Here is a 22,765-nt window from a genome sequence, read left to right on the forward strand (position 1 = left end):
GTTTTGTACTTATTTTTGATTTTGTTTCATCGTTTTAATGATTTCATCTATCAAAGCATTCACACCTTCTGCTTCCAAATGAATACCATCTGGCGCAAAGTATTCAGTATGTCCTTGTGCACGTGCATGCCAGTCGATAAGATGAACATTACTACGCTTATTTGCTGCTTGCTTGAACAGCTCATTCACATGTGCTTGATAATCGCGTGGTACACTCGTATTCACGAGATAGACTTGTGCTTTCCCAAAGAGATCAAGTAATGTATCCAATTGCTCTTCAGTGAAATCACCATTCGTACCCAGCTCCAATACAACTACATCATCTTTATCCTTATAATCTGGATAGCTTTCACGTACCAGTGGAATCGCCTGAACAAGTTGGCGTCCAATCAATCCGTTGATACTCGCATTCGGCACTTGTTCCTTAAATGTATCCCCAATATCCACCATCACTGAGTCACCAATTAACAATGGCTTCCAATGCGCATAAGGTGTTTTCTGACCTTTCACTTCAAAACCATCTACTTTCATAGAACCAAGGGGAGCAGGTACAGTAATATATTTATCAATATCATCTGTATTGATTGCCGTTGTATGTGTTTTTTCTTTGGACAAACCATTAAAGACACCAGACAAAATCAACAATGAAGGTATTAATAAAATGATTGTTAACCATGCGCGTTTTACATTTAATGCATGCCAATGTTTCAAATGTCGAAAATCAAATATTTTAAAGCCCGAACGGCGGAAAGGTGTTTCTATAAAGCGATATGAAAACTCTGCCATACCAAACATAAGCAGACCTTCAACAATATAGACATACATCGGTATCTGACCTTGTACAAAGTGATGATGAATTAAAACAATGATGGGATAATGCCACAGATACAGGCTGTATGAACGTGAACCAATGTACAGAAATAATGGATTTCCTAACAGTTTGGCAAATCCACCATTCGGCATCACTGCACTCGCAATAATGACAAGTGTTAATATGCTGATTAAACCAAAACCACCATAATATAACCAGTTTTGTGTTTCATTAACATATCGAAAACAGATTAACAAACCTACTAATGCGATACTACCAATACCATCAATAATAAAACGAGATTGCACAGCTGTTTGTATGCGGAGCTTGAATGCTGGCCACACAAATGCGAGCGCCACACCAAGTAGCATCGTTTGTAAACGTGTATCCGTTCCAAAATAAACACGTGCAACATTGCCATGTGGTTCGTACAACACACCCATTGTAATCATAGAAGCCACAATCAAAAATAGTATTGTATAAAGCATTGGTTTTACACGTTTGACGAAATAAAGCAAGCCAAACAATACAATTGGGAAAAACAAATAAAATTGTTCTTCAATTGCCAATGACCACAAATGTTTGAGTGGTGCGACTTCAAATTGTGCAAAATAATCCACACCTTGCAGAATATACCACCAGTTACTGACGTATAAGAAAGCTGCAAAAGCATCGCTACGAACAGCTTTAATCTCAGTTGGTGACGTAATCAGGGTCAAGACCAGCACTGATAAAATTAAAAAGATCACTGCTGGCAACAATCGCTTTAAACGCCTTATCCAGAAAGACACTAAGTCAATGCGCTGTGTATTATAATATTCAGTTAATAACAAACTTGTAATGAGATAACCCGAGATGACAAAAAAAGTATCAACGCCTAAAAATCCACCTGGCAACCACTGTGGATTAAAATGATATATAATCACTGCCAGCACTGCAATCGCACGCAAACCATCAAGACCTGGCATATAACGTGTCTTCAGTTGCTTATGTGGCTGTTTCGTAAAGTTCCACATGCTTATCATTCTCTCTTCATAGTATTATCACATAAATTTTAACCGTATTCGTCAAGTTTAGCAATATCACAAGGTCTACACTTATAAAAAGGACCGAACCCTTTATGCAAGTTCAGTCCTCTCTATCGCATATGATTATTTAATATCGTCAGCGATTAGCTTACACCCAATGCAATTTTTGCGTAACGTGACATCATATCTTTGTTCCATGGTGGATTCCATACAATATTCACTTCTGTTTCCTTAATTTCAGGTAGCTCACCTAATGCTGTTTTTACTTGATCCACGATTTGTGGTCCTAATGGGCAACCGATAGATGTTAATGTCATCTCAACAGTACATAGACCATCATCGTTCAAGTCAACTTTATAAACAAGGCCAAGATTAACGATATCAATACCTAACTCAGGGTCAATTACGTTCTCCAATGCACCTAGAATACTATCTTTTAATGCTTCTTCCATACCTTTTCACCTCTTTTGGTATAACTATTATCAATATATCAAAATCATTACATTTCTACAATAAAATGCTATGATATTAATACACTGAACATTAGAATTTAGGAGAATAACATGAAAAAACATTTAATTTGTTTGGATTTAGATGGCACATTATTAAACGACAACAAAGAAATTTCTGATTATACATTTCGTGTCCTGAAAACACTGCAAGCTCAGGGGCACGCCTTGATGATTGCAACAGGTCGTCCATATCGTGCCAGCAAGCTATATTATGATCAACTTGAAATGAACACACCTATCGTTAATTTCAATGGCGCATACATTCATCATCCAACAGATACTCATTTCCCAACCTACCACGAACGCTTAGACGAAGGGATTGCAACAAGTATCATTGAAACATTGAAAAAGATGGACATTCAAAACTTGATTGCGGAAGTCGGTGACCAAGTGTATATTGATCGTCCCGATAATCGCCTATTCGATGGTTTTAGTATGGGGAATCCAAATATAAAAGTGGGTGATTTAGAGACCCTCTTACATGAAGATCCGACAAGCCTTTTAGTAGAAGCAGAAGAAACAATGATTCCACGAGTTAAACAAGTGCTAACTCGTTTCTATGCTGAAAATATTGAGCATCGTCGTTGGGGCGCTCCATTTCCTGTTATCGAAATTGTTAAACGCGGTATTAGTAAAGCTGTCGGTATTGACATCGTTCGTAAACATCTCGGCATTGAACGCAATGAAATCATTGCTTTTGGTGACGAAGATAATGATCTAGAAATGATTAAATATGCGAAACATGGTGTTGCGATGGAAAATGCTATTTATGACTTAAAAATAGTTGCCAATCACACGACATTATCTAATAACGATGATGGCATCGGTGTCTACTTGAATGATTTCTTTCAATTAAACATACCAAAATAATTACCCCTCAAAGGAGGACGCTATATGTCAAAACGAAAAATTATTGTTGTCGGAGCAGTTGCAGGTGGCGCAACAAGTGCAAGCCAAATTCGCCGACTTGATCCAGAAAGTGATATTACTGTTTATGAAAAAGACCGTCATATGAGCTTTGCCAACTGTGGCTTACCATACTACTTGGGCAACATTGTGTCATCACGTGACCAATTATTGCCGATGACACCTGAAAAGTTCAAAGACAAGAAAAACATCACAGTGAAGTTACAACATGAAGTCATTGCTGTTGACACTGATAAACAAGTTGTCACAGTAAAAGACCATACAACAGGAACAAATATTGAAGATAACTATGATATTTTAGTCTTGAGTCCAGGCGCACGTGCACGACAACTTGAATTTGATGTACCGCATCTGTTCACATTACGCAATATGGAAGATACTGATGCGATTGAAAACTATATCACAACTCATAAAGTTCAACGTGTCTTACTTATTGGCGCAGGTTATGTCAGCTTAGAATTGCTTGAGAATCTATATGAACGTGGATTGTCTCCTACATTAATTCATCGCTCAGAGGCAATTAATAAACTGATGGATCAAGATATGAATGATGTCATTTTGTCTGAATTAGACGCACGCGATATTCCTTATCGTTTGAATGAAGAAGTAACATCAATTGATGGGCACACTGTCACTTTTAAATCCGGCACAGTAGAAGACTATGACATGATTATTGCAGGTGTCGGTGTACAACCTAATTCCGAATTCTTAAAATCCTCTGGTATTACAATAGAAGAAAGTGGTTACATTCCTGTCAATGCACATTTTCAAACGAATATTCCAAATGTGTATGCAGTGGGTGATATCACTTCAAATCGCTATCGACATGTCGACTTACCTGCACATGTTCCTCTCGCTTGGGGTGCACATCGAGGTGCAAGTATTATCGCAGAACATATTGCCGGAAACAAAAACATAACTTTTGAAGGCTTTATTGGCGCAAGTATTGTGAAATTTTTTGACTATACACTCGCAAGTACTGGCGTTACCCTTGCAGATCTCAATCAGTTTGATTATGCAATGGTTGAAGTTAAAAATGGCACACATGCCGGCTACTATCCTAATAACACCCCTGTTCATCTACGCGCATACTATGACAAGCAAACAAGACGACTTTTACGTGCGGCTGCCGTCGGTAAAAGTGGTGTCGATAAACGCATCGACGTCTTAACGATGGCGATGATGCATCAGGCTACCATTGATGATTTGACTGCCTTTGAAGTTGCATATGCACCTCCATACAGCCATCCCAAAGATTTGATCAATATGCTTGGCTACAAAGCACGTCCATAAAAATAGCGTCAATATTGGATACCCCGTAAGTGGTTTCTAATATTGACGCTTCTTTATTAATGAAATAATGCTGTGATAGGTCCCCAAGGTAAGATCGTTCCAATAACAGCTGTGATCACTACAATAATCCATGTCCAAATGAATAATTGTCGACTTGATGCTTGTTTCTTTTTGCGTGCAATCGTCACTTCCATCAAGCCAATAATACCAAGTCCAGCAACCATTTTTAGCGTTAATAACATATGGCTGGCACCCGCACTTGTAAAAGCTTTAGCGATAAGCCAAAAACCTGTAATCAACACAAAAACCATGAATAAGCGCAATGTCATATGTAATGGTTTGAATAGTGGCGTTGGACCTTGTTTATTAGAAAAGTTTTCATAAGTTGCAAAGAACAATATCAATAACATAATAAAACTAATAATGTGTAAGTTAATCAGTACCATAAAATATATCCTCCTATTATAAATTGCCCCACATATCATAACATATCCTTTTTGAACACGGCACCGTCTTGCTTGAAAAATTGCGCATTTGCTTATTAGATTAAAAAAGAGAAGCCATAGTTGTAACTACAGCCTCTCATCTCTATTTTATTATTTCTCAATAAATGTTGTTAAAGTACCGATATTATCAATTGTGACTTTCACTTCGTCACCCGGTTGTAAGAACTTCGGTGGATTCATACCTGCACCAACGCCTGCTGGTGTACCTGTTGCAATAATGTCTCCTGGGTGTAGTGCCACATATTTTGAAATTTCTTCAATGAGTTCATCAATTTTTAAAATCATTTGAGATGTATTACCATCTTGACGAATTTCATTGTTTACTTTTGTCACGATGTTTACATTTTCAGGTGTTGGCAGCTCATCTTTCGTTACGATATAAGGACCCATTGGGCAACCACCCGTTAAGCTTTTTGATAAAAATGCTTGGTCATGTGCTTGTTGTGCTGTACGGTCTGTAATATCGTTAATAATAGTGTAACCATAAACATAATCTAATGCTAAGCCTTTTGGTATTTTCTCACCTGATTTACCGATTACGACACCTAACTCACCTTCATAATCCAATGTATCAGTGATATCTTTATGATTCGGAATTGTCGCTTCATCACCAGTTAACGATGAGGCTGCTTTCGTGAAAACGTATAAACGCTCTACACTATGTTCTAACTCTTCTGCATGTGCTTTGTAGTTACGACCGAATGCAATGACATTATTCGGTGGTGTCACGGGTGGTAAAAATTCAATATCTGCATATTGTACTTTATACTCAGCTGCGCGACCACTTTCTTCTGCCGCAACGACAGCTTTTCTTACTTGCTCTTGAAACTCCAAAGTTTGGTTGTGTTGTAATCCTTCTAATAATGTTCTCGGTTGGAAAGCTGCGTCACCAAAGTCGGCGAATACTTTTCTCAAATCCCACGCCGCTTCTTCTCGTTTTACTTTAACGCCAAATGATGTTTCATTATTGTGTTTGAATGATAAGAATTTCATCCACTATCAGCTCCTAACGTATATCTTATTGCCATTATAACGAAAGTTTTAGATAAATCACAAATTTTTATCATTATCTTCACTAAATCGAAATCTCACCAAACTTAAAAAAGTAAAGTGAGCCATTCACCGGTTGTTTCAAGATGACTTCTAACGCCTTTTGATAATATTGCATTTGAATACGGTATTTTTCTTTCAGTTGCTGTCCTAACTCTTCATCTGTCATACCTCGACGTCGAACGAAAACATCCGTCTTATAGTCAACAAAATAATAGCGTCCATCTTCTTCAAATACCAAGTCAATCATCCCTTGTATAATTGAGGCATCTTTATTTGTTTGTTCCACATCTTGTTGATTAACAATAAACGGTAGCTCTCGATAAAAGGCATCACTCGTTGCGATGCGCATATATAAGTCACTTTGAATAAAGCGCTGCACTTCTTTCACGTTAATATCGCGAATAGCTTCAGCATCTATAATAGCGTGAGTTACTAGTTGATCAAAATATGCATAGAGTTCTGGTTCACTCAACCTATCTACTTTGAATGGTAAATGCTGCATAACTGTATGCATCAGTGTCCCTACTTCTGCAGCTGTACGTCGTTGCGCTTGCATAAAGAGTGGACGATTATATGCGACTGCACCTAAACGATATTGTCGTACACGTTCATAGTCTGTATCAGTTTGTTCTGTCTCCAATTGGCGTTTCAACTCAGATACCGATTGTTTGGATGGTTGTGCCATCGCTGTTTGATGTGGGTATTCAAACAATAATCTCTCTTTTATCTGTGTTGCCATAGATGAATCTACTGGTACTAATGCACGGTGTTCTTCTAATCTCTTCATGGCCGGTATTGATTGTACTTGTGTACCTCCTTCTAACGGAATAATATCTTGCGCTTCTACTTTTTGAATGGCAACAGTTGGCTTTAAATATTTCGGTAACCCATCAATACCTTGTGCGAATTGTTGCTGCGGTACTAAATGTGTTGCCATGTGTTTGCTTAACACACTGTATATCAAGTCAAAAGCATTCTTCGCTGTAAAACGCTCAATCGTTCCGAGTCGATTATCAGATACCGACCACGCTGTTAACTTATCCAACGCCTCCGCATTATCAACCGTTCCAATCAAGTACAATTGCTCTTTCGCACGTGTTAATGCAACATAGATTAAACGCATTTCTTCTGAGATCAACTCTTTCTCATTAATCAAGTCAATACTCATCGAAATCAATGACGGATAGAACAAGCCATGTTCTGCATCATAATATTGTAACCCCAACCCTTCATACTGATTCAAAACAACCGGTTGATTTAAATCACCTTTGTTGAACTTGCGACTCAATCCCGAATAAATAACAAATGGAAATTCGAGTCCTTTACTACTGTGCACAGTCATCATTCTTACAACATCATCATTAGGTCCTATTACATTCTCTTCTCCAAAGTCTTTGCCTCGATCAATCATTTCATCAATAAAACGAATAAACTGAAACAATCCACGATAACTCGAATTGTCAAACTCAATCGCTTTATTAAAAAGGCCATGTAAGTTGGCACGACGTCCTTTACCACCAGCCAAACCACTAAAGTATTGCGTAATATAATGGTCATTGTAGAGTTTATCAAGCAACTGATAGACCGGATGCGATTGGCTATAACGACGGTAATGATCTAGATCCGCTAAAAACTGTGTCAATTTATCTCTTAACTCCGCTTTAGCACTCGCATCTTCTAAATAATATTGAATTGATTGATAGAAATATGTTTCATTAGGTGCACTTACTCGTATTTGTGCTAACTCAGCTTCTGTAAATTGATAAATTACCGAACGCATTAACCCTACAAGATAAATATCTTGCAGTGGATTATCGATAGTTCTTAAAAACGATAACATCAAACGCACTTCTGTTTGTTCAAAGTATCCGTGCTTACTCTCTGCAAATAATGGGATATTATAATTTTTAAATACTTGTTGAATATTTCTAGCATTAGACCTTGACGACTCAAGTATCACGATATCTTTATAGGTAGCTGGACGGTACGCTTGTGTTTTAATATCATACACTCGTTGTGTCTCGAGTATCGCTTGAACTTGTTGTGCAATCAGATATGCTTCTTGTTCTCCTTTACTCATATCACATGTCGGATCTTTTAAGAGTGCTGTCAAATGAACAGGGTACATTGTATCATCGAACGGTGCACCTTCATATAAACTTGCCGCTGCATCATAATCAATCTCCCCAACTTGTGTATCCATCATGTGTTTGAATATATAATTCGTTGTCGCTAAAACTTCTTTACGCGAGCGAAAATTTTGTGACAAGTCGATACGTTTACCGCTTGTTTGGTCTGGTTGATTAAATGCTTCATACTTGCTGATAAATAAGCTAGGATCTGCTTGACGGAACTTGTATATCGACTGCTTTACATCTCCTACCATAAACAGGTTACCATTAGATGTATCGCCTTTTTTTATACTGCCAATAATTGCCTCTTGCACACGATTGGTATCCTGATATTCATCGACCAATATTTCATCAAATTGTTCACGATAAGTATCTGCAACAGGTGACGGTGTACCATCTTCATTCAACAAAATTTTTAATGCCAAATGTTCATAATCTGCAAAGTCAATCATATTACGTGTACGTTTTTCCTTTTCAAATTGTTGCATAACATCTTTCGTTAATTTTGCCAAATATGCCACACGTGGTGCTAAATCTACCAATTCTCGTTCTAATGTAGCTTCATCTCGACTAACAAATTCTTTTTGAACCGTTTCGATATAGCTCTTGTAGCGGTCATAGTTCGCTTTAAAACTTTCATACGCATCGTTCAGTATCACATCTTCTTTGACTTCTTTTGGCTTATTCGGCATACGCCCTAACTTAAATGACCGTATGCTTGTTTTATCAATCGTCGCTTCTGACATTAAGTCATGCATAAAATTACGATGCTCATTGATAAAATTAAGATGTTTATCAAAATGACCCACCAGCTCAAATTGCGCATAAGCTTGTTCTAAAGCATCTTGAGCCGCTTCTAGATATAAACGAATGTACTGGTCTAATATCGCCATATAATGCGCTTGCGACACCACATCACGATATGGTTGATCCAATGCATCTAACCACTTCAACGGTTGAGGGTTCGCTACACTAAAATGATACAACTTTTTGACAATATCTCGAATCGCATCATCATTTCTATCCGATGCTAACTGTTCTATCAGTGCAATAAAATGAGCATCCGGTGTTTCATAATGGCGTTCAAATACCTCGTCTATTACTTGCTCTAGTAACAGCACATTCTCGACTTCACTCGCCGTTCGAAAGTTCGGATCGATATCAAGCTGATCATAATGCTGTTGAATCAACCTCAAACAGAAACTGTGCAATGTCGAAATTTGTGCTTGATGGATTTTTATGCGCTGATTTTTCAAATGTTGATTAGATGGCTCTTCTAAAGCAGCTTGTTGGATACGTGCTTCAATACGATTTTTCATCTCACGCGCACTCGCATTTGTAAAAGTCACAACAAGCAAACGATCAACATCCATACCATCACGTAAAATGCGCTGAATAATGCGCTCAACTAAGACAGCCGTCTTACCTGATCCTGCCGCTGCTGCAACGAGAATATCTTGACCTTTCGCATAGATACTTTCCCATTGTGCATCTGTCCACTGTACATCCGTTGGTTTAGTTGGAATCATCGTGTCTCCTCCTCTTCTTCCATTGCGGCAAGCATATCTAAAGGCTTAACCTTTTCGTCCACTTGGCGGTATTTCACACTATCAATCAAACTATCTACATGACAAACTGATTGATACTGACAAAAACGACATGGCAATGTGTTGTCATATTTCAGTGGTGCAACTTCCGTATGACCGTCCATTATTTGAGAGGCTGTATGCACAAAGTTTTCCTTATTGCGCTGTATTAACTTGTGGATAGTTGGTTCATCTACTACCTTGCTATATGAATTAAAATCTCCATTTTTCTTCAGTGTGACAGGCACAATATCTGAACCAAAACCACTTTCCAAGCGCCGATCATATGCTTCCACAACATCTGGATCACTATTCAATAAACCATCCAAACGATAAGATTTTAGAAACGCTGCTTCGTAATCATCCGGATTGACCATATGCCATGTTCTTTTTTTATCTTTAAACTTATGCACATGCATATACAAGAATCCCCCTGGCTTCACCTCATCAACAAGACCCAGACGTCCTTTATTTTGCAATGCAATATCCATATAGGTCATCATCTGCATTTGCAAACCATAATAGACTTTGACCAAATCTAACGAGGCACTTTTCGCTGATGATTTATAATCGATAATGTTGATAAAACTTTTACCATTCTTATTGAACACATCTATGCGATCTATTTGACCTCGAATATTAATAGGAATTCCTTGTTTTGTATACAATGGCTCAGCAACCAACTCGTCAGGTGTGTGCGGCTTTTTACGAAACGATCTTTCAAAAGCTATCGGGCGAAACTGGGAATGTTCCGACTGATAACGTAATGCTTCCAATGTTGCTTGCACAATTGCACCAATACGTTGTGATAAGTAGCGATAGTATGATGTCGCATTAAGAAGATTAAACTGCACTTTTGGTAAATAAATATCCAATGCTTCTTGTGTTAACGACTGAATGCGTTGAGGCGTTAACTGATTGAAGTGTCCTTCTACTTGTTCTGCAATAAAGCGCAAAACATCATGAAAAATCGTCCCAAGATCAAAGTTCTGCAATTCATACTTTGTGCGTTCATTTAACTTCAAACCATGTGAAGCATAATGTTTAAATGGGCAACTATTATATCCTTCAAAACGAGAAACACTCGCATTAATTGTCTTGCCATACAAGTCATAAGTTAGCTGCTCATCTAACTGCACCGTCTCATTTCGATAATCTAACGATGTCGTCAAATGATTCATTCCTTGGCGTAAGCGAGGCTCTGACAACATTGTCTCATATGCAATAAACCAACTATCCGCAATCGGTAGACCATCTAACCATGCACGCAATGATTCAAACAAATGCAGTTTCGTTTGATGCGGATGCACCATATATCGTATCGCATCTTGGTCATTCAACCGAGCAATGTTCCATGTATCCACCCTTGGCAATATAGTTTTTACATCATTCAAATAAGGGCTTCCTTCTTTTTCCGTTCCCCCATTGTCCATCAAACTATAAGACATCGTCAGGCGCTCACAAGCACGCGTCATTGCAAAATAAGCGACAAACGCCTCATCCATTTGTAAAATATCCGAGGTAGGACTCAACGCCATGCCCGTATACGCTTCAAATGCTTTTTTTTCATCATCTGACAACAAGCTCGTACCATTAATCGCTTGTGGTAAAACACCATCGTTCATACCAATCATGTAGACATGCTGCTTATTATCTACTTTCGCTAAGTCCATCGTCCCAATCGTCACCTGATCTATTGTTTGTGGAATCATTGAAAACTCCAAGCCATTCAAACCAACATCTAGCAATTCTAAAAAGCGTGTATACGTCATTTCTTGATGTTCGAACACCTCAACAAGTTCATCAAGAATACGAATGAAACCTTGCCATATTTGATCTATTTCCTCTGCTTGTTCATGACGTCCTTGTGTTTCTAACGTATCACGGTGCGTCATAAGCTGTGAAGGTAGCTCAAAGTCCTCTAATACTTCATAAAATGCCGTTGCATAGTCTACCACATGCACACCTTCTCTTAATTTTTGGTTCAAACGTAAGAGTTTGTTGACTACGCTATCTTTCATCGCTATCACGCGTTGGTAAGTCTCTTCTTCTGTGTCAGTAAATGTACGATGACGCTTGATGCCCATCTGTAAGAAACTCTCTAGCTGAAAATATTGTTCATTAAACCAACGATTGCCATAAATACCTCGTTCTATCGCATAGTTTTCAAGTATATCCACTAAATAACGGCTATTGGATACATTGTGTGTGAGCACATTACTTTTGAACAAGCGCATCATAGGCTCAAATTGCCAGTTTGTTTTTAGCGCTTCAATGATACTTACAAGCATTTCCATAACGGGATGATGCACCATCGCCTTTTTGATATCTATATTATATGGAATATCATATTGTGCTAAAATCGACTCCAATAGATACACATAGTTCGGATCACGATATAAAATCGCAATATCACGATAACGATAATGGTGATCACGGACATCTGCGATAATCTGACGTGCAATTTCATTTACTTCTTCTCGCATTGATGTAGCTTCAAAGATTCTTACTGCCCCATCATCTGTCTGTGTTACTTGTGGCTGTAAGGCATCAAACTCTGCGGATAATGCCGACATACTTTCATACTTAAAGCGATATACTTCATTAAAATGCTGAATATCTAACGTTTTGCCTGTTTGTGTTGCTATTTCACGCAGATGTGTCAGTGATTCAGACGGCTTACGAAACATACTTAATGGATCTGTATCACCGTTCGTTGTCAACAATACTGTCACAGACTTAGCATGTTGTACTAAAGCCTCAATCACTTGATATTCCTGAGTCGAGAAGTTATGAAAACCATCGATATAAACTTCTGCACGACGCAACCAATCTGATTGCGGGATTAATGAAATAAACCTTTGCATCAGACCTTCTCCTGTCAAATAGTCTGAACCCATGCGTGCATATAATTGTTCATATATCAGACTCATATCATAAAGTTTATCTTGTGTCCGCTTAGGCAGTTCAGTTTGCGTCGCACTGCTTGCGACAATATTCGGTGTAATCGCATATTTCTCAAAATCTTGAAGTTGTTCCCTCACCTTCGTACTAAACCCCAAATATTTTACTTGTGACTGATAGAGCTTCAATTGCTTTTGCACATTTTGTAAAATATGATAGATCATCATCTCTATAGCAGTAGAGGATAAGCGTGTTTCATGCACACCCCCCACCTCTTGAAAAACACGATGGCTGAGTCTCTCAAAATGAAGCACTTCTGCACGCAGGCTGCCTCTCAAAGTTGCATCATTCACGAATGTTTGCTCATATAAATATGTCCCCTGCATGGGTGTCACAATAACAATAGGATCTCCTAATGGTTGTTCGAGAATCTTTTCTTTAATTTCATTCATCATTTTAGTGCTTTTACCAGAGCCTGCTCTTCCTATAAATGCACGAAACATATGATTCCCCCTAATATTTAATGTATTGCTTCTATTATATATTGTTCATGACTCTAACGAAAAGAGTACAATATAGTATCTTTTATATCATTGATGAAACTACCGAAAACAAGAACGTTTGTTCTTATTTTATACACATCGATTGTAGCATAACAGCATCAATATGTCGTCCAAAAATGACATAAGTCATGCCAATATAAAAAGCCTAGCAGGTAGCTGACACTACTTACTAGACTGATTCACGACCTATGATTGGTCTTCTGTATGATCCGGATTGAAGTTCACCTTAAAGCTGCTCACTGGCCAATATCTCAGCGTTACTTTACCTACGATTTGATCTTTATCTATCAAGCCAATCGTACGACTATCTTTACTAACTTCTCGATTATCCCCTAACACTAAATATTTATCTTGAGGAATTTTGTACTGACCATTACTTCCTTGTAAATTTTGAGAGTTTAAAGGACCTGTAATCTCGTCATATGTTTTATGTTTTAAGTTATATTCAAGATAAGGTTCAGCTACTTTCTTACCATTTACGTAAAGTTGATCATTTTTATATTCAACATGGTCACCTGGCTTACCAATAATACGTTTCACATAATCAGATGATGCATCAGCATGAAACACAATCACATTGCCATTATCCAAATGCCCTAGCGTTTTACCAATTTTATTAACAATTAGGCGATCCCCATCTTTTAGCGTTGGATACATTGAGTCACCTTGAACATTATATGGTCTGATAATAAATATATAAAGTATTCCAACGATGAGAAGGGCTAAACCGATTGATATAATCCATTCCATTGTTTCTTTTTTCACTTTTGACACCTCTTTAATGATAAAAATGGGGATGCATCTGTCGCACTATTAATGACACACATGATAAGTACATCATTCGGACATATGTATTGGCGCTTATAAACTACAATCCCTTTGTATTTCGACTAAAACTATACTCTTCATCTTATCATAAAAACATATTAAAACGTTAATGTTTTCTATTGATGTCATATTTCAATATTGTAACAAAAATATATGTTTTAGCTTGCCAAGAAAGTTATCCTATAATAATTCTTCGTCGTTAGTTTTTTAGTTAATTGCATGCGTCAAATATTGGCAGTAAAAATAAACACTGTGATTTCCACTTTTTATTCTCACATCAATCTAATTTTAGAAGCTATTATCCAAATAGATTCCGCATAAATATTCACCAATTTTAACTTATCATATGCATAGCAAAACACACGCTACCTAGATGGATAACGTGTGTCGTATATAGAACTATAGACGTGCTTCTAAGTCTTTTTTCTTATCTTCAAAACCTGGTTTACCAAGCAATGCGAACATGTTTTGTTTGTATGCTTCTACACCCGGTTGGTTGAATGGGTTAACACCTAATTGGTAACCACTCATTGCTACGGCTAACTCAAAGAAGTAGACAAGGTAACCATATGTTTCAGCATCTAATTTAGGTAGTGTGATGACTAAGTTAGGTACGCCACCATCAGTGTGTGCTAATAATGTACCTTCAAATGCTTTCGTATTCACTTCATCCACTGTTTTACCAGCTAAGTAGTTTAAACCATCCAAATCATCAGCATCTTCTTCAATTGTAATGTTATGTTTTGGTGTCTCTACTTTTAATACAGTCTCAAATAAGAAGCGACGCCCTTCTTGAACATATTGTCCTAATGAGTGTAAATCTGTTGTAAAGTTCGCACTTGATGGGTAGATGCCTTTCAAGTCTTTACCTTCAGATTCACCAAATAATTGTTTCCACCATTCATTAAAATATTGTAATGATGGTTCATAGTTGATTAACATTTCTGTTGTATAACCTTTGTTGTATAAAACATTACGAATTGACGCATATTGGTACGCAATATTTTGTTCTAAGTCGTCTGATGACAATTCTTCACGTGCTTTCGCTGCACCTGCCATCATTGCTTGAATATCAATGCCTGCAACAGCAATAGGTAATAAACCAACTGCTGTTAAAACAGAGAAACGTCCGCCAACATCATCAGGTACGACAAATGATGCATACCCTTCATTTGTCGCAAGTTGCTTCAATGCCCCTTTTGCTTTGTCAGTTGTTGCGAAGATACGTTTAACTGCTTCTTCTTTACCGTACTTTTCTTCTAATAATTGTTTGAATAAACGGAATGCAACAGCTGGTTCTGTCGTTGTACCAGATTTGGAAATCACATTCACTGAAAAATCTTTACCATCTAAGTAGTCGATTAACTCTTGCGTATAAGATGAAGAAAGATGATGACCTGCGAAAATAATTTCTGGTAAATCACTATTCTTTTTGAATGCAGGTGTCAACATTTCAATTGCTGAACGTGCACCTAAATATGAACCGCCGATACCGATTACAACTAACACATCTGAATGTGCTTTAATTTCTTCAGCTGCTGCTAAAATGCGTTCAAATTCTGCTTTATCGTAATCAACTGGTAAATCAACCCATCCTAAAAAGTCACTGCCAGCTCCTGTGCCTTCATGGATTGTGCGATGAATCAGTTTCACTTGATCTTGTTGCTGTGATAATTCATGTTCCCCGAAAAATTGTAACGCTTTTTTGTAATCAAACTGGATATGTGTCATGCACTTTGCCTCCTAATTTAACTGAACTCACCTTTATTTTACTAACATATATTTGCAAATTCAATCAAGGTGAATAGTCCGAAAAATTGCACTAATTATTTATGTATATTTATTTAAATACTTGCATATTAAATCATAAGATGCTAATATATGATTTAAGCAAAAACAATTAAACACAGAGGTGACAGTTTTATGAAACAGAAGGTAGTATTAGCATATTCAGGTGGTTTAGACACAAGTGTAGCTGTGCAATGGCTCATCGAACAGGGGTATGATGTTGTTGCATGTTGCTTAGATGTTGGCGAAGGAAAAGATTTAGATATTGTATATCAAAAAGCATTAGATATGGGTGCCATTGAATCACATATCATCGATGCAACAAAAGAATTTGCTGAAGCATACGTTGGCTATGCTATCAAAGGGAATTTAATGTATGAACAAACATATCCACTCGTCTCTGCGCTATCACGACCTTTGATTTCAAAAAAACTTGTCGAAATCGCACATAAAACAGAGGCAGTAGCGATTGCACACGGTTGTACTGGTAAGGGCAATGACCAAGTACGTTTTGAGGTCGCAATTAAAGCGCTAGACCCTAATTTAAAAGTCATTGCGCCAGTAAGAGAATGGGGCTGGAGCCGTGAGGAAGAATTGGATTATGCAAAAAAACATAACATTCCAGTACCAATTGGTAAAGATTCTCCCTATTCAATCGACCAAAACTTATGGGGACGTGCTAATGAATGTGGGGTTCTAGAAGATCCATACGTTGCACCACCTGCAGACGCATTTGATTTAACAAGAGAGCTGGAAGATACGCCGGATGAAGCGGATGAAATTATTTTAACGTTCACTGAAGGACTTCCAACACACATAGATGGTAAAGCATATGAATTAGATGACTTAATTTTATATTTAAATGACTTAGCTGGAAAACACGGCATTGGACGTATCGATCATATTGAAAATAGACTCGTTGGAATCAAATCAAGAGAAGTTTATGAAGTTCCAGGCGCTGAAGTTATCTTAAAAGCACATAAAGGTTTAGAAACAATTACGCTTTCAAAAGACGTAGCACACTTTAAACCAGTGGCAGAAAAACAATTGGCAGAGCTTGTATATAATGGATTATGGTTCTCTCCATTAACTGATGCATTGAAAGTGTTTATTGACCATACACAAAAGTTCGTAACAGGTGACGTACGTGTAAAATTATTTAAAGGTCATGCAATTGTAAATGGTAGAAAATCTGAATATACACTATACAATGAAAAATTGGCGACATATACGAAAGAAGATGCATTCAATCAACAATCAGCTGTTGGCTTTATCGATATTTTTGGCTTACCAACACAAGTAAATGCGATGTTACATGGAGGTTATGCAGATGAGTAAAAAAGCATGGGGCGGTAGATTTGAAGAAAAACCTGAAGATTGGGTAGATGCATTCAATGCGTCTATCCACTTCGATAAAAACTTAGTAGATGAAGATATTCAAGGCAGTATCGCCCATGCTACAATGCTTGCGAACCAAGGTATTTTGACGCAGGACGAGGCTTCAACGATTATTGCCGAACTCAAAGTAATTCAACAAGATATTCACGACAACAAAGTCCCTTTGCAAGAATCATTAGAAGACATTCATCTTAATATCGAACATGAACTCATTCAACGTATCGGCGCTGTCGGTGGCAAATTGCATACAGGACGTAGCCGTAATGATCAAGTTGCAACGGATATGCACTTATATACAAAAAAAGAAGTTCACAACATCATCGAAAGTATCGCCGCTTTTCAGCAGACGATTATCAACTTAGCAGAACAACATGTGGATACGATTATGCCGGGCTACACACATTTACAACGTGCACAGCCTATCTCATTTGCCCACCATGTGATGACATATTTTTGGATGTTAGAGCGTGATAAGTCAAGATTTACAGATGCATTGAAACGTATCGACTTATCTCCGTTAGGCGCTGCCGCATTAAGTGGAACAACTTATCCAATTGACCGTCATGAAACGCAAAAACTACTTGGCTTTGGCGGCATTTATGAGAACAGCTTAGATGCGGTTAGCGATCGCGATTATATTGTTGAAACACTACACAACATTAGCTTGACGATGGTGCACCTATCACGTTTTGCTGAAGAGATTATCTTCTGGTCATCAGAAGAAGCGAAATTCGTAACATTATCTGACGCCTTTTCAACAGGTTCTTCTATTATGCCACAGAAGAAAAATCCGGATATGACTGAACTGATTCGTGGTAAGGTTGGACGTACAACAGGCCATTTAATGAGCATGTTGATGACGCTCAAAGGTTTGCCACTTGCGTACAATAAAGATATGCAGGAAGACAAAGAAGGTTTGTTTGATGCAGTGCATACGTTAAAAGGCTCATTGAAAATCTTTGAAGGTATGTTAGCGAGTATGACGGTCAATACAGACAGATTGGCAACGACTGTCCGCCAAGACTTTTCAAATGCAACTGAACTTGCGGATTATCTTGTAATGAAGGGCATTCCGTTTAGAGATGCTCACGAAATCGTCGGAAAGCTGGTACTATGGTCTATTCAACACAATATGTACCTGCTGGACGTACCGTTAGATGTATATCAAGCACAAGCACCCGAAATTGATGCAGATATATACACATACCTACAACCTGACGAAGCAGTCAAACGTCGTAAAAGCTATGGCGCTACAGGTCAAGAGGCAGTGAAACACCAAATTGATGTTGCCAAACAATATTTATAAATAGATTTAAAGGGCGTGGACAGGAATCGCATTTTCTAAAGATTCCGTTGTTCCACGTCCTTTCTAACATCCTATACAAGTTATTTAGCTACCATTAGATTTATCTTTATTCATCGCCTTCACAAGATAAATACCCCCTATTGCAATGAATAATACCGCAAAAAGCCATTCTTGTTTAACGACAAAAACAACACCCGCCACTAGAAAAATTAAACTAATGATGAATGCAAATATATTGTGATTCATAGCATTCCCTCCATTTTTTTGATTGGCAAAGACCTCAAACTTAAATTAAATGTTTTCTATGAATGTACCAGCCCCAATCCTATTCATTTCATCATTTTCTATATTTATATGCTTACATACACCTACCACAGCATTTCTTGTATTCGTTAAATTTTAGTAAAGTTCTTAAACTTTCTATGAAAACGCTTGCTTTCTTTAAATATTTTCATATATTTTTAAAGAGAATCATTATTCTAAGGAGGCGTTTCAATGAAAAACTCGTCAAAACTCTTACTTTCTACTGGACTGGTCGCTTCACTACTCGTATCCCCTATTGGTGCAATTGATTCAGTCCATGCATGTTCTCAACATCACGCACATGGTCATCAGCAAGCTTCTCCCCTTTCTCCAAGCAAGAATAACGTACTTAACAAAGAACATGTTAATATCGGTCATCGCGGTGCGAGCGGCTATGCACCTGAACATACTTTTGCGTCATATGACAAAAGTATAAATGAAATGGGGGCTGATTATTTAGAAATCGACCTTCAAATGACAAAAGATGGTCACCTTGTTGCAATGCATGATGAGACTGTTGACCGTACAACTGATGGTACTGGTCGTGTAAGCGATTATACACTCGAAGAACTGAAACAACTCGATGCAGGCTCATGGTTTAACGATGCACATCCCGAACTTCAAAATTCAGCTTATCAAGGTCAAGAAGTGCCAACATTAGATGAAATATTTGCAAGATACGGTACAAAGGCGAATTATTATATCGAAACAAAATCGCCTAACGACTATCCAGGTATGGAAGAAAAGTTGTTAGCATCACTTAAAAAACATGGCTTAGACAAGAATAATCATCTAAGCAAAGGAAAAGTAGTCATTCAGTCATTCTCTAAAGAAAGCTTATTAAAAATGCACAAATTAAATGCGAATGTCCCACTTGTGCAATTGATGGATAAAGGGCAACTCCAGCAATATAATGACAAAGACTTATCATATATTAGTAGCTATGCGATTGGCATCGGTCCAGATTATACAGACTTAACGGCAGAAAATACACAACACTTACGTGAACTTGGCTTTCATATTCATCCGTATACTGTTAACGACCGTGATGCAATGGCACGCTTAAATGACTATGGTGTGACAGGTGTCTTCACAAATTATCCTGACATTTACCGCGATATGATCCAATAACGAAAAAGCAGAGGCGCACACAATCGGCGTCTCTGCTTTTAAATGTATTGTTTTATGCCCAACCACGATATCTAGCCGCTTCAGCTGTACGCTTAATACCCACGATATACGCTGCAAGACGCATATCAATTTTGCGGTTTTCTGATAAGCTATAAATCGTATCAAAAGCTGTGACAAGTTTTTCACGTAACTTTTCATTGACTTCTTCTTCTGTCCAATAATAACCAGTATTGTTTTGAACCCATTCAAAGTAAGATACTGTTACTCCACCAGCACTTGCAAGTACGTCAGGTACTAATAAAATACCACGTTCTGTCAAAATTTTCGTTGCTTCTGGTGTTGTTGGTCCATTTGCTGCTTCTACAACAATATCCGCTTTAATATCGCCAGCATTGTCAGCAGTAATTTGGTTCGCAATCGCTGCTGGTACTAAAATATCACAATCAAGTTCGAATAATTCTTTGTTAGAAATCGTATCTTCAAACAAGTTCGTAACCGTACCAAAGCTATCACGACGATCTAATAAATAATCAATATCTAAGCCTTCTGGATCGTGTAATGCACCATATGCATCAGAGATACCTACAATCTTAGCACCTGCATCATACAAGAACTTCGCTAAGAAACTACCTGCATTACCGAAACCTTGAATGACAATACGAGAGTCTTTGATTGTTTTGCCACGACGTTTCGCAGCTTCCTCAATCGCAATAACAACACCTAATGCAGTCGAACGGTCACGACCTTGTGAACCACCGAGTACAATCGGTTTACCCGTAATGAATCCTGGAGAGTTAAATGCATCCATTTGGCTGTATTCATCCATCATCCAAGCCATGATTTGAGAGTTTGTAAAAACATCTGGTGCTGGGATATCTTTCGTTGGTCCTACAATTTGTGAAATCGCACGCACGTAACCACGTGATAAGCGTTCTACTTCATGAATACTCATTTGACGTGGGTCACATACGATGCCCCCTTTACCTCCACCATATGGGAGGTCAACGATACCACATTTTAACGTCATCCACATAGACAATGCTTTAACTTCTTCTTCATCTACATCTGGGTGGAAACGTACCCCACCTTTAGTTGGTCCAACAGCATCATTGTGTTGTGCACGGTAACCTGTAAAAGTTTTAACTGTACCGTCATCCATTCTTACTGGAATACGTACTGTCAAAAATCTTAATGGTTCTTTGATTAATTCGTACATACCATCATCAAAGCCTAATTTATGCATTGCTTCTTTAATAATGCCTTGCGTTGACGTCACTAGATTATTTTTTTCAGACATGATCCATCTCGCCTCTTTTTCCTACTTTTGTTTTCGCTTACATTGTGTATTGTAACATATGGCATACTTTTTTAAAGCCTTTTATCTCTAAGGGTTTAGATTATTTACTTAGATTCTGAAAACACTTTCTTTACTTTCTCAATTGCATAATCTAGCTCTTCTTTTGTAATGATTAATGGTGGTGCAAATCGAATCACTGTATCATGCGTTTCTTTACATAAAATACCTTCTTCTTTCAAGCGTTCACAGTATGGACGTGCACTTTCATGCAATTCAACACCGATAAACAAACCACGACCACGCACTTCTTTAATTGCTGGGTGTTCTATTTCAAGCAATGCATTTTTGAAATATTCTCCAAGCTCTTGAGAACGTCCCGGTAAATCTTCGTCCACGATAACATCTAATGCTGCAATAGAAGCAGCACATGCAAGTGGATTTCCACCGAATGTTGAACCGTGAGAACCTGGTGTAAAGACATCTAGCACTTCTTTGTCTGCTAATACAACTGAAATTGGGAATACACCGCCACCAAGTGCTTTACCTAAAATATAAACATCTGGTTTTACATTATCCCAGTCTGTCGCAAATAACTTACCTGTACGACCTAAACCTGCTTGAATCTCGTCAGCAATAAATAATACGTTGTGCTCATCGCATAGCTCACGTACGGCTTTTAAGTAGCCTTCAGGTGGGATATTAATACCTGCTTCTCCTTGAATTGGCTCAATTAAAACAGCTGCCGTATTTTCATTAATCGTCTCTTTCAAGCTTTCAATATCACCGAATGGTACATTTTGGAATCCTTCTAATAACGGGCCATAGCCACGTTGATACTCTTTCTCTGATGAGATGGACACAGGCGCCATCGTACGACCGTGGAAGTTCCCAACCATCGCAATGATTTCTGCCTCATTCGGTTTGATACCTTTCACTTCATATGCCCAACGACGTGCTGCTTTTAACGCTGTTTCTACCGCTTCAGCACCTGTATTCATTGGTAGAGCTTTTTCTTTACCTGACAGTTTACAAATTTTTTCGTACCATTCACCTAAGTTGTCGCTATGAAACGCACGAGAGACAAGCGTTACCTTATCCGCTTGATCTTTAAGTGCTTGCACAATTTTAGGATGACGATGCCCTTGGTTTACTGCAGAATAAGCAGCTAGCATATCCATATACTTTTTACCTTCTGGGTCTTTCACCCATACACCTTCTGCTTCAGAAATAACGATTGGCAGTGGTAAATAGTTATGCGCACCATAATGGTTTGTCAATTCAATAATAGATTCTGATTTGTTTGTCACACGTATTCTCCTCCTTACATTTCAGTTATATAAACAAAGGGTATATCATTCACAGCTCAAAAACGTCTACATTGTCGATTCGTTTCAATCAT

The 22,765-nt window shown here is 37.9% G+C and carries 16 protein-coding genes; 5 read left to right on the forward strand and 11 right to left on the reverse strand.

The features are described 5' to 3' along the window. Positions 1-9 precede the first annotated feature (9 nt). Positions 10-1,827 (reverse strand): acyltransferase family protein, encoded by a 1,818-nt coding sequence (locus tag NXS11_RS07745; RefSeq protein ID WP_259200338.1) that lies wholly within the window; start codon positions 1,825-1,827, stop codon positions 10-12. A gap of 155 nt (positions 1,828-1,982) precedes the next feature. After that, positions 1,983-2,291 (reverse strand): metal-sulfur cluster assembly factor, encoded by a 309-nt coding sequence (locus tag NXS11_RS07750; RefSeq protein WP_103357877.1) that lies wholly within the window; start codon positions 2,289-2,291, stop codon positions 1,983-1,985. Positions 2,292-2,402: 111 nt separating this feature from the next. Between NXS11_RS07750 and NXS11_RS07755 the strand changes: the two genes are divergently transcribed. Together NXS11_RS07755 and NXS11_RS07760 are read left to right on the forward strand one after the other, a co-directional pair. Then, positions 2,403-3,221, forward strand: coding sequence for a Cof-type HAD-IIB family hydrolase (locus tag NXS11_RS07755; RefSeq protein ID WP_259200339.1), 819 nt, complete (start codon positions 2,403-2,405; stop codon positions 3,219-3,221). A gap of 24 nt (positions 3,222-3,245) precedes the next feature. Next, positions 3,246-4,571, forward strand: a complete 1,326-nt coding sequence (locus NXS11_RS07760; RefSeq protein ID WP_259200340.1) for a CoA-disulfide reductase — start codon at positions 3,246-3,248, stop codon at positions 4,569-4,571. Positions 4,572-4,627: 56 nt separating this feature from the next. Here the strand turns inward: NXS11_RS07760 and NXS11_RS07765 are convergent, their stop codons facing one another. From NXS11_RS07765 to NXS11_RS07790, 6 genes are all read right to left on the reverse strand, one after another. Then, positions 4,628-5,011, reverse strand: coding sequence for a YisL family protein (locus NXS11_RS07765; RefSeq protein ID WP_259200448.1), 384 nt, complete (start codon positions 5,009-5,011; stop codon positions 4,628-4,630). Between the two features lie 156 nt (positions 5,012-5,167). Further along, entirely contained in the window at positions 5,168-6,070 is a 903-nt protein-coding gene (locus NXS11_RS07770) for a fumarylacetoacetate hydrolase family protein (protein WP_259200342.1), read from the reverse strand. A gap of 82 nt (positions 6,071-6,152) precedes the next feature. Beyond that, a complete protein-coding gene (gene addA, locus NXS11_RS07775; protein WP_259200343.1) occupies positions 6,153-9,791 on the reverse strand; it encodes a helicase-exonuclease AddAB subunit AddA in 3,639 nt (1,212 codons plus the stop codon). Further along, positions 9,788-13,255 carry a helicase-exonuclease AddAB subunit AddB gene (gene addB / locus NXS11_RS07780; RefSeq protein WP_259200344.1) on the reverse strand — a complete coding sequence of 1,156 codons (3,468 nt, stop codon included), beginning with the start codon at positions 13,253-13,255 and terminating at the stop codon, positions 9,788-9,790. The genes addA and addB overlap by 4 nt, the downstream gene beginning before the upstream one ends. A 246-nt stretch (positions 13,256-13,501) precedes the next feature. Continuing rightward, positions 13,502-14,080 (reverse strand): signal peptidase I, encoded by a 579-nt coding sequence (gene lepB, locus NXS11_RS07785; protein ID WP_259200345.1) that lies wholly within the window; start codon positions 14,078-14,080, stop codon positions 13,502-13,504. Between the two features lie 462 nt (positions 14,081-14,542). Beyond that, positions 14,543-15,874: a glucose-6-phosphate isomerase gene (locus tag NXS11_RS07790; protein ID WP_259200346.1), complete on the reverse strand. Its 1,332-nt coding sequence runs from the start codon at positions 15,872-15,874 to the stop codon at positions 14,543-14,545. Between the two features lie 192 nt (positions 15,875-16,066). On the opposite strand from NXS11_RS07790, the gene NXS11_RS07795 reads away from it, so the two are divergent. Together NXS11_RS07795 and argH are read left to right on the forward strand one after the other, a co-directional pair. Further along, positions 16,067-17,269, forward strand: coding sequence for an argininosuccinate synthase (locus NXS11_RS07795; protein ID WP_259200347.1), 1,203 nt, complete (start codon positions 16,067-16,069; stop codon positions 17,267-17,269). Beyond that, complete coding sequence (gene argH / locus NXS11_RS07800; protein ID WP_259200349.1) at positions 17,262-18,635, forward strand: argininosuccinate lyase; 1,374 nt, start codon at positions 17,262-17,264, stop codon at positions 18,633-18,635. Before NXS11_RS07795 ends, argH begins: the two co-directional genes overlap by 8 nt. Before the next feature lie 84 nt (positions 18,636-18,719). Here argH and NXS11_RS07805 read toward each other — a convergent pair whose 3' ends face one another. After that, positions 18,720-18,881, reverse strand: coding sequence for a DUF8582 domain-containing membrane protein (locus NXS11_RS07805; RefSeq protein WP_259200350.1), 162 nt, complete (start codon positions 18,879-18,881; stop codon positions 18,720-18,722). 249 nt (positions 18,882-19,130) lie between these two features. On the opposite strand from NXS11_RS07805, the gene NXS11_RS07810 reads away from it, so the two are divergent. After that, on the forward strand, positions 19,131-20,069 hold the full coding sequence (locus NXS11_RS07810; protein ID WP_259200351.1) for a glycerophosphodiester phosphodiesterase: 939 nt from the start codon (positions 19,131-19,133) through the stop codon (positions 20,067-20,069). A 52-nt stretch (positions 20,070-20,121) separates the two neighbouring features. Here NXS11_RS07810 and NXS11_RS07815 read toward each other — a convergent pair whose 3' ends face one another. Together NXS11_RS07815 and NXS11_RS07820 are read right to left on the reverse strand one after the other, a co-directional pair. Next, positions 20,122-21,366, reverse strand: coding sequence for a Glu/Leu/Phe/Val family dehydrogenase (locus NXS11_RS07815; RefSeq protein ID WP_259200352.1), 1,245 nt, complete (start codon positions 21,364-21,366; stop codon positions 20,122-20,124). A 104-nt stretch (positions 21,367-21,470) separates the two neighbouring features. Beyond that, entirely contained in the window at positions 21,471-22,673 is a 1,203-nt protein-coding gene (locus NXS11_RS07820; protein ID WP_308445704.1) for an ornithine--oxo-acid transaminase, read from the reverse strand. Positions 22,674-22,765: the final 92 nt, after the last annotated feature.

The sequence above is a fragment of the Staphylococcus americanisciuri genome, assembly GCF_024814435.1.
GTDB classification, from domain to species: domain Bacteria; phylum Bacillota; class Bacilli; order Staphylococcales; family Staphylococcaceae; genus Staphylococcus; species Staphylococcus americanisciuri.

Excerpts from the sequence above, each read along its gene's own strand:
- addB (WP_259200344.1), bottom strand. The coding sequence starts at position 13,255 with ATGTTTCGTGCATTTATAGGAAGAGCAGGCTCTGGTAAAAGCACTAAA.
- NXS11_RS07770 (WP_259200342.1), bottom strand. The coding sequence starts at position 6,070 with ATGAAATTCTTATCATTCAAACACAATAATGAAACATCATTTGGCGTT.
- argH (WP_259200349.1), top strand. The coding sequence starts at position 17,262 with ATGAGTAAAAAAGCATGGGGCGGTAGATTTGAAGAAAAACCTGAAGAT.
- NXS11_RS07760 (WP_259200340.1), top strand. The coding sequence starts at position 3,246 with ATGTCAAAACGAAAAATTATTGTTGTCGGAGCAGTTGCAGGTGGCGCA.
- NXS11_RS07795 (WP_259200347.1), top strand. The coding sequence starts at position 16,067 with ATGAAACAGAAGGTAGTATTAGCATATTCAGGTGGTTTAGACACAAGT.
- NXS11_RS07745 (WP_259200338.1), bottom strand. The coding sequence starts at position 1,827 with ATGTGGAACTTTACGAAACAGCCACATAAGCAACTGAAGACACGTTAT.
- NXS11_RS07755 (WP_259200339.1), top strand. The coding sequence starts at position 2,403 with ATGAAAAAACATTTAATTTGTTTGGATTTAGATGGCACATTATTAAAC.
- NXS11_RS07790 (WP_259200346.1), bottom strand. The coding sequence starts at position 15,874 with ATGACACATATCCAGTTTGATTACAAAAAAGCGTTACAATTTTTCGGG.
- NXS11_RS07810 (WP_259200351.1), top strand. The coding sequence starts at position 19,131 with ATGAAAAACTCGTCAAAACTCTTACTTTCTACTGGACTGGTCGCTTCA.
- NXS11_RS07815 (WP_259200352.1), bottom strand. The coding sequence starts at position 21,366 with ATGTCTGAAAAAAATAATCTAGTGACGTCAACGCAAGGCATTATTAAA.
- addA (WP_259200343.1), bottom strand. The coding sequence starts at position 9,791 with ATGATTCCAACTAAACCAACGGATGTACAGTGGACAGATGCACAATGG.
- NXS11_RS07805 (WP_259200350.1), bottom strand. The coding sequence starts at position 18,881 with ATGAATCACAATATATTTGCATTCATCATTAGTTTAATTTTTCTAGTG.
- NXS11_RS07750 (WP_103357877.1), bottom strand. The coding sequence starts at position 2,291 with ATGGAAGAAGCATTAAAAGATAGTATTCTAGGTGCATTGGAGAACGTA.